The organism is Pseudomonas sp. SDO5271_S396 (genome assembly GCF_054071795.1).
Map to the genome: position 1 here is coordinate 1 of NZ_JBSVWB010000098.1, position 7601 is coordinate 7601.

Here is a 7601-nt window from a genome sequence, read left to right on the forward strand (position 1 = left end):
CACATTTGAAATGCATTCCAACTGTGGGAGCTGGCTTGCCTGCGATGGCGTCAGCGGCTTAAACACACAATCTCCAGGCAAAAAAAAGCCCCGCATTCCGCGAGGCTCTTTTTTTGATTCACCCGCCCATCAGCTGCCTTTGACCGCTTTGCCGTCAACGGTGCCGTCTTGCAGCATGATGTTGTATTCCTTGCCGTCGGTCTCGACCTGACGCAGGGCAACCAGGATGCCGCCCTGGTCCTTGGCAAACCACATCTGAGTGATGCGCTTGCTCTGCGAAGGGTCACGCACGCGCTCGACCTTGATCGCGTCGATGGAGCCGACCTTGGTCTGCACCTTTTCCGCGCCGATCACGCGAAAGTCGTAGGTGTCGACGTCAGTGCCTTCGACCACGCGGTAGCTCATGCTTTTCTTGCCGGCAGCCACATCGCGTTGCAGGGCAAGCTGGTAGGTGGACTTGTCGAGCATGCCACTTTCCAGGGTAACGTTGACCGGATCCTTGTTTTCAAAGCCGGTGACTTTCTTGGCGCCCTGGTCGAAATCCAGGTTGATCTTCTTTGCCTTGCCCAGGCCGCCGCGCTCGAAGCTGTAGCTCTTCGGTTGCAGGGTGTCCTTGTCGAACAGGATCTGGCTGGTTTCGGTGAGGCTGGCGATCATCATGGAAGCCTTGAAGTTCAAGGTCCAGGTGCCGTCGCCATTCTTGGTCAGGCTGCGTTCAGCCGAACCACTCATGGGCAACTGTTTCCAGTCGGCGGTGTAGCTGGCGGAGAAGGGGTGAAGGTCTGCTGCCTGCACGGCAGGCAAGGCAAGCAGAGCGAAAGCGAAGAGCAGGGCGCGACGCATAAAATCTCCTAGGTTCGAATCAAGTGGCCGCTGGCCGCAAGTAACTGACCGTCCAATAATGCACCCTGATCACCAAGAATCAACCGTCCTTCGGCAAACCAGCGAACAGCCAGCGGGTAAATCCTGTGTTCCTGGGCATGCACCCGATGCGCAAGCGTCTGCGCCGAGTCGTCAGACTCTACCGGAACCACTGCCTGTACGACCAGAGGCCCGCCATCGAGTTCCTCGGTGACAAAGTGCACGCTGCAGCCGTGCTCGCTGTCGCCGGCATCGAGCGCACGCTGGTGCGTGTGCATGCCTTTGTACTTGGGCAGCAGGGACGGATGGATATTCAGCAGGCGCCCCTCATAGTGGCGTACGAAATCAGCGCTGAGGATGCGCATGAAACCGGCCAGGACCACGAGTTTGGGGTTGAAGGCGTCGATCAGTTCGATCAGGGCGGCATCGAAGGCTTCACGGCCATCGAAGGCTTTGTGATCCAGCGAGCGGGTATCGATACCCGCGTCCCTGGCGCGTTGCAGGCCGTAGGCGTCGCTGCGGTTGGAGATCACCGCAGCGATGCGTACCGGGCTGTCGCCGGTACGCGTGCTGTCGATCAGGGCCTGTAAGTTACTGCCGGTGCCGGACAACAGCACCACGACATCACAGGTCTGCGGCATCAGTGAGCCTTGAGGTTCTTCAGTTCAACCTGGGCAGCGCCTTCGGCGGCAGCGGCGATTTCACCGATGACCCAAGGTTGCTCGCCAGCTTCGCGCAGCACGTTCAGCGCGGTTTCAACGTGCTCTTGAGCCACGCAGATGACCATGCCCACGCCGCAGTTCAGCACGCGGTGCATCTCGGTTTCGTTGACGTTGCCTTTTTCCTGCAGCCAGTCGAAGACCGCAGGACGCTGCCAGCTGGCCACGTCGACGATGGCCTGGGCGCCTTTTGGCAGGACGCGCGGGATGTTGTCCAGCAGGCCGCCACCGGTGATGTGGGCCATGGCTTTGACGGCGCCGGTGTCCTTGATCAGCTTGAGCAGCGGCTTGACGTAGATGCGGGTCGGGGCCATCAGCAGATCGGTCAGCGGCTTGCCGTCGAGCTGGGTGTTTTCGATGTCGGCACCGGACACTTCGATGATCTTGCGGATCAGCGAGTAGCCGTTGGAGTGCGGGCCGGACGATGGCAGGGCGAGCAGGGCGTCGCCGGTGGCAACCTTGGAGCCGTCGATGATCTCGGCCTTTTCCACCACGCCGACGCAGAAACCGGCCAGGTCGTAGTCTTCGCCTTCGTACATGCCTGGCATTTCAGCGGTTTCGCCGCCGACCAGGGAGCAACCCGACAGTTCGCAGCCCGCGCCGATACCGGTCACCACTTGTGCAGCGGTGTCCACGTTCAGCTTGCCGGTGGCGTAGTAGTCGAGGAAGAACAGCGGCTCGGCGCCGCACACCACCAGGTCGTTGACGCACATGGCGACCAGATCGATGCCGATGCTGTCGTGTTTGTTCAGGTTCAGTGCCAGGCGCAGCTTGGTGCCCACACCGTCGGTGCCGGAGACCAGCACGGGCTGCTTGTAGCCGGCCGGGATTTCGCAGAGGGCGCCAAAACCGCCCAGGCCGCCCATGACTTCGGGGCGCGCAGTGCGCTTGGCGACGCTCTTGATGCGTTCGACCAATGCTTCACCGGCGTCGATGTCTACACCGGCGTCCTTGTAGCTCAGGGAGGGTTGCTTGCTCATGATCCAGGCCTTTAGGGGGAATTTCTGGGTAACGACCGGGCGGGCAGGCGCTCTTGGTAAAAGGCCCAGCCGTTGACGGTCTGCGAAGGCGCGCGATTTTATCAGGCTTGAGGGGCAGCGGCCATCCTCGGGCCGACGGGCAGGGCCATATCGGTTAAAAAAGCCGGTTAAAAAAATGCTAATCGGCTCTGCTGGCTTGCGTATTAAGGTATAGCCTTTAACCCGCTATCGTTGTGACAGTACTCAAACTGCCAGGCCCCAGTGAATGTTTTGTCGATTGCTGTGGTCACAGCCTTGGCAAGCCGAGATCACGCGGTCTGTTCCAGCCGCTAAATTTGTCGTTCGGGAATCTTTCATGCGTCTGTGTAAATTCTTCTTTGTAGGCTGCTTGTCGTTGGTCAGCCTGGCGAGTCATGCCGAAACCCTCAATGGCCTCTACCAAGTCCTCGAGCCTGTCAGCAGCCAGTCGCCCCAGGAGCGCGACCAGGCCACCCAGCGTGCCGTGCAGACGCTGGTGATTCGCCTGACCGGCGACGCCAAGGCTGCCGATGGCCCGGGCCTGGCGGCGGTGCGCAAGGACCCGCAACAGATCATCAGCCAATACGGCTACGACGCCGGCCCGCCCGAGAGCCTGCAAGTGGATTTCGATCCGGTCAGTACCGATCGCGTCTTGCGTGAAGCCGGTCTGTCGATCTGGGGCACCAATCGGCCATCGATCCTCGGCTGGTGGCTGAACGACTCCACCGAAGGCAGCAGCCTGGTGGGCGACGGCCAGGCTGTGGCCCAGGCGTTGCGCCGTGCAGCCCAGCACCGTGGCTTGCCGCTGCGGCTGCCACTGGGGGATCTGGACGAACAGGTGGTCGCCACCGGCCCCAATCTGGAAAGCCCGGATGCCACCCCGCTGCGCGCGGCCTCCGAACGTTATGGCGCCGACGCGCTGCTGGCAGTGCATGCGCGCCAGGAAGGCAGCCAGTGGCAGGCCAAATGGCGTCTGTGGCTGGGCGACAAGAGTGAGCAGGGCACCGCTCAAGGGGCCGACACCGGCGCCGTGGCCGATGCGGTGATGTTGGCGGTCAGCCAGAAACTCGCACCGCGCTTTGCGGTGAAACCGGGTGTGAGTACCGAGCAATTGCTGGAAGTGCAGGGCATGACCCTCGAGCGTTATGCGGCATTGGGGCATTTGCTTGAGCCCTTCGGTGGTCAGCCGCAGCGGGTCGATGGCAATCGTATCGTGTACCGCGTCAGCGGCAGCGCCGATCAGTTGCGCAGTCAACTGAGCCTGGCCCGGTTGCAGGAGGTGCCGGCGGATGAGGCACCGGTTCAGTCGCCGACGGTCGAAGGTACGCAGCCGGCGGTTGCACCTGAGCCTCAGGCACAACTGCGTTTTCGTTGGTAGCGGTTTTCTTCTTTATATAGATGGAGTGGTTTATGGCGGATGCGCGTCGTTGGGTGTGGCTTGGCGGGATTGTCCTGCTGTGCGTGTTTGTGTTCCTGCTGCATTCGATCCTCACGCCTTTCCTGGTGGCGTTGCTGTTGGCCTATCTGTTCGACCCGGTGGTGGACCGCCTCGAGAAAGTCGGCCTGTCGCGTACCTGGGGCGTGGTGGCGGTGTTTGCGCTGTTCACCTTGATCATCACCGCGTTGGTGCTGGTCCTGGTGCCGATGCTGGCCAAACAGTTGTTCCGGCTCTACGAGCTGGCACCGCAGATGCTCGACTGGCTGCAACATACGGCGATGCCATGGGCCCAGGCCAAGCTGGGGCTGTCGGACGGCTTCTGGAAGTTCGACAAGGTCAAGGCTGCGATCAGCGAACACATGGGTCAGACCACCGATATCGTCGGCGTGGTGCTCAGCCAGGCCACGGCGTCGAGCCTGGCGTTGATCGGCTGGCTGACCAACCTGGTGTTGATCCCCGTGGTGGCGTTCTACCTGCTGCGTGACTGGGACATCATGATGGCCAAGATCCGCAGCCTGCTGCCGCGCAACCGTGAGGAGCGCATTGTGTCGCTCGCCGAGGAGTGCCATGAGGTGCTGGGCGCCTTCGTGCGGGGCCAATTGCTGGTGATGCTGGCGTTGGGAGTGATTTATGCCGCAGGTTTGATGGCGATCGGCCTGGAGCTGGGCCTGTTGATCGGCCTGATTGCCGGCCTGGCGGCGATCGTGCCGTACATGGGCTTTGTGATCGGTATCGGCGCGGCGCTGGTGGCCGGTCTGTTCCAGTTTGGTGGTGAGTTGTACCCAATGCTGGGGATCGTGGCGGTGTTCATGGTCGGCCAGGCCCTGGAGGGTATGGTGCTGACGCCGCTGCTGGTGGGGGACCGGATCGGCCTGCACCCGGTGGCGGTCATCTTTGCGATCCTGGCGGGGGGTGAGCTGTTCGGGTTTACCGGCATTCTGCTGGCATTGCCGGTGGCGGCGGTGATCATGGTGCTGGTGCGCCATGTGCATGACCTGTACAAGGATTCGGATGTGTATACAGGGGTTGAAGACCCCGATTTGTAATCCTTTCATCACAAACCCGGCTCTGGCCGGGTTTGTCGTTTATGGAAGGGCGGGTGTCAAACAATTCGCATAAAACCCCGAAGTTCACGCAAACCTTTGATTTTGCTTGTGGTCTGCTGCATTGTGCGCCCGGCGTCACGGGTATAAACTTTGCAAACTTTACACAGAGGCCACTAACGGTTCGAACGGAGCCGTTCAGTCAGCATGAAACCGATTCAGCTGCCCTTGGGTGTGCGTCTGCGTGACGACGCCACCTTCATCAATTACTACCCAGGCGCCAATGCCGCTGCACTCGGCTATGTCGAGCGGCTCTGCGAAGCCGACGCCGGGTGGACGGAAAGCCTGATCTATCTGTGGGGCAAGCATGGCGTGGGGCGTACCCACCTGTTGCAGGCCGCCTGCCTGCGTTTCGAGCAGATGGGCGAGCCGGCGGTGTATTTGCCGTTGGCCGAGCTGATGGATCGGGGGATCGGGATCTTCGACCACCTCGAGCAATACGAGCTGGTGTGCCTGGACGACTTGCAGGCGATTGCCGGCAAGGCAGAGTGGGAAGAGGCGCTGTTTCATCTGTTCAACCGTCTGCGTGACAGTGGCCGGCGCCTGCTGATCGCTGCGTCTACCTCGCCCCGCGAGTTGCCGATCAAACTGGCCGACCTCAAGTCACGCATGACCCTGGCGCTGATCTTCCAGATGCGTCCGCTGTCCGACGAAGACAAATTGCGTGCTCTGCAATTGCGTGCGTCCCGTCGCGGCCTGCACCTCACCGATGAAGTCGGGCACTTTATTCTGACCCGGGGCACCCGTAGCATGAGCGCCTTGTTCGATTTGCTCGAGCAGCTCGATCAAGCCTCCTTGCAGGCTCAGCGCAAGCTGACAATTCCGTTCCTCAAGGAAACCCTCGGCTGGTAGCCAACCCTTTTGAAATGGGGCTTTCGGCAAATTACAGGCGCCAGAAAACCTGCGTTTTAGCCAGTTTTGGCACGCAAAAGGCGGGTATGGGGTGTTAAGGGCTTAGATGTCATAGTCCGAACAAGAAGTCACATAGATCGCGATTGAATTTGCAAATCGATCTGATAGAGGGCATAGTCTCGTCTTCTTTACATATCAGCCACGGTCGTGCCCATGCTAAATCGCTTCGCACCCCTCGTGCCTCTCGCACTCGTTACCCTGTTGTTTGGTTGCGCTTCCCACCCTCAACAGGTGGCAGAACAGCAAAAACCACAGGTTCAAAATCAGGCAAAGTTCGTTCCTGCACAGTCTGCTTCCGTTTATGAAGAGGAAGTGGCAACCGAGGAAGAACTGACCAATTTCGCCAGCAACAAGCCTTACCAGTTGCCTGTGCTGGCCGACAGCATTCTTGAGCGCGGCATGTCCCTGATCGGTACCAAGTACCGTTTCGGCGGTACCTCTGAAGCCGGGTTCGATTGCAGCGGCTTCATCGGTTACCTGTTTCGTGAAGAGGCCGGCATGAATCTGCCGCGCTCCACTCGCGAAATGATCAACGTTAAAGCACCGTTGGTCGCGCGCAACAACCTCAAGCCTGGCGATCTGCTTTTCTTCAGTACCAGTGGCCGTGGCCGTGTCAGCCATGCCGGTATCTACTTGGGCGATAACCAGTTTATCCACTCCAGCAGTCGTCGCAGTGGCGGTGTTCGGGTTGATAGTCTGGGTGACAGCTACTGGAGCAAGACCTTCATCGAAGCCAAGCGCGCACTCGCCATGGCCCCGACCACGGTCACCGCCAGCAAGTAAACTTAAAGTGATACTTGAAGTTTGACGTGTAAGCGCTAGAATCCCTGGATATTGTTGTAATCCGTTCGCGCGAGCTTTGCTTGCGCGTTCTGGTTTTCAGCGTTCGGCAGCGAAAGCCGCATCCAGACCAGGATTGTTCTGCCCATGTCGACCTCGGCCCGCCTGATCCTCATTCTCTGCGCCGCGCTGCTCAGCGCCTGCGCACACCGTCCACCGCCGCCCGCTCCTGTAGCGGTCAAACCCAAGCCGGTGTTCAACTATTCCACGCAAAATTTCTCGCCGGCTGCCGAAGACGTGCTCTTCCGTGCGTTGGGTCTGGTCGGCACGCCTTACCGTTGGGGCGGCAATACGCCGGACTCCGGTTTTGATTGCAGTGGCCTGATCGGCTTTGTCTACCGCGATGCCGCTGGTATTTCCCTGCCGCGCACCACCCGCGAGCTGATCGTGATGCGTGCCCAGGATGTGAGTGAAGAGAATCTGCAAACCGGTGACCTGCTGTTCTTTGCCACCGGTGGTGGTTCCCAGGTCAGTCATGCCGGGATCTATGTCGGAGAGGGCCGCTTTGTGCATGCGCCGCAAACCGGCGGTACGGTGAAGCTGGACACCCTGGACAAGGCCTACTGGCAGAATGCGTACCTGAGCGCCAAGCGCGTGCTGCCAGGGAATCTGGCGCGCAATCCTTAGGGCCTTTTAAAGCTCTGAAGGTGAGGGCGGGCTTGTGTGGGAGCTGGCTTGCCTGCGATGGCATCACCGCGATGCGACCGACACACCGCAGCGCCTGCATCGC

Annotated in this window: 8 protein-coding genes; 5 read left to right on the top strand and 3 right to left on the bottom strand. The window is 60.4% G+C overall.

All coding sequences use genetic code 11. The annotated features are described in order from the left end of the window. Positions 1-129: 129 nt before the first annotated feature. The 3 genes from ACW9IN_RS29810 to purM are packed head-to-tail and all read right to left on the bottom strand — an operon-like array spanning position 130 to position 2560. Positions 130-843, bottom strand: coding sequence for a DUF3108 domain-containing protein (locus ACW9IN_RS29810; RefSeq protein ID WP_457369200.1), 714 nt, complete (start codon positions 841-843; stop codon positions 130-132). 8 nt (positions 844-851) lie between these two features. Continuing rightward, positions 852-1502, bottom strand: coding sequence for a phosphoribosylglycinamide formyltransferase (gene purN / locus ACW9IN_RS29815; RefSeq protein ID WP_457369201.1), 651 nt, complete (start codon positions 1500-1502; stop codon positions 852-854). After that, the gene (purM, locus tag ACW9IN_RS29820) at positions 1502-2560 is read right to left on the bottom strand and encodes a phosphoribosylformylglycinamidine cyclo-ligase (RefSeq protein WP_457369202.1); all 1059 of its coding nucleotides are present in this window, start codon (positions 2558-2560) and stop codon (positions 1502-1504) included. The genes purN and purM overlap by 1 nt, the downstream gene beginning before the upstream one ends. 355 nt (positions 2561-2915) lie before the next feature. On the opposite strand from purM, the gene ACW9IN_RS29825 reads away from it, so the two are divergent. The 5 genes from ACW9IN_RS29825 (at position 2916) to ACW9IN_RS29845 (ending at position 7498) form a co-directional block, all read left to right on the top strand. Beyond that, the gene (locus ACW9IN_RS29825; RefSeq protein ID WP_457369203.1) at positions 2916-3956 is read left to right on the top strand and encodes a DUF2066 domain-containing protein; all 1041 of its coding nucleotides are present in this window, start codon (positions 2916-2918) and stop codon (positions 3954-3956) included. Positions 3957-3988: 32 nt separating this feature from the next. Continuing rightward, positions 3989-5062 (top strand): AI-2E family transporter, encoded by a 1074-nt coding sequence (locus ACW9IN_RS29830; RefSeq protein ID WP_457369204.1) that lies wholly within the window; start codon positions 3989-3991, stop codon positions 5060-5062. Positions 5063-5266: 204 nt separating this feature from the next. Then, positions 5267-5971, top strand: a complete 705-nt coding sequence (gene hda / locus ACW9IN_RS29835; protein ID WP_010208669.1) for a DnaA regulatory inactivator Hda — start codon at positions 5267-5269, stop codon at positions 5969-5971. Between the two features lie 213 nt (positions 5972-6184). After that, a complete protein-coding gene (locus ACW9IN_RS29840; protein ID WP_457369205.1) occupies positions 6185-6814 on the top strand; it encodes an NlpC/P60 family protein in 630 nt (209 codons plus the stop codon). A gap of 144 nt (positions 6815-6958) precedes the next feature. Continuing rightward, positions 6959-7498: a C40 family peptidase gene (locus tag ACW9IN_RS29845; protein WP_457369206.1), complete on the top strand. Its 540-nt coding sequence runs from the start codon at positions 6959-6961 to the stop codon at positions 7496-7498. Positions 7499-7601: the final 103 nt, after the last annotated feature.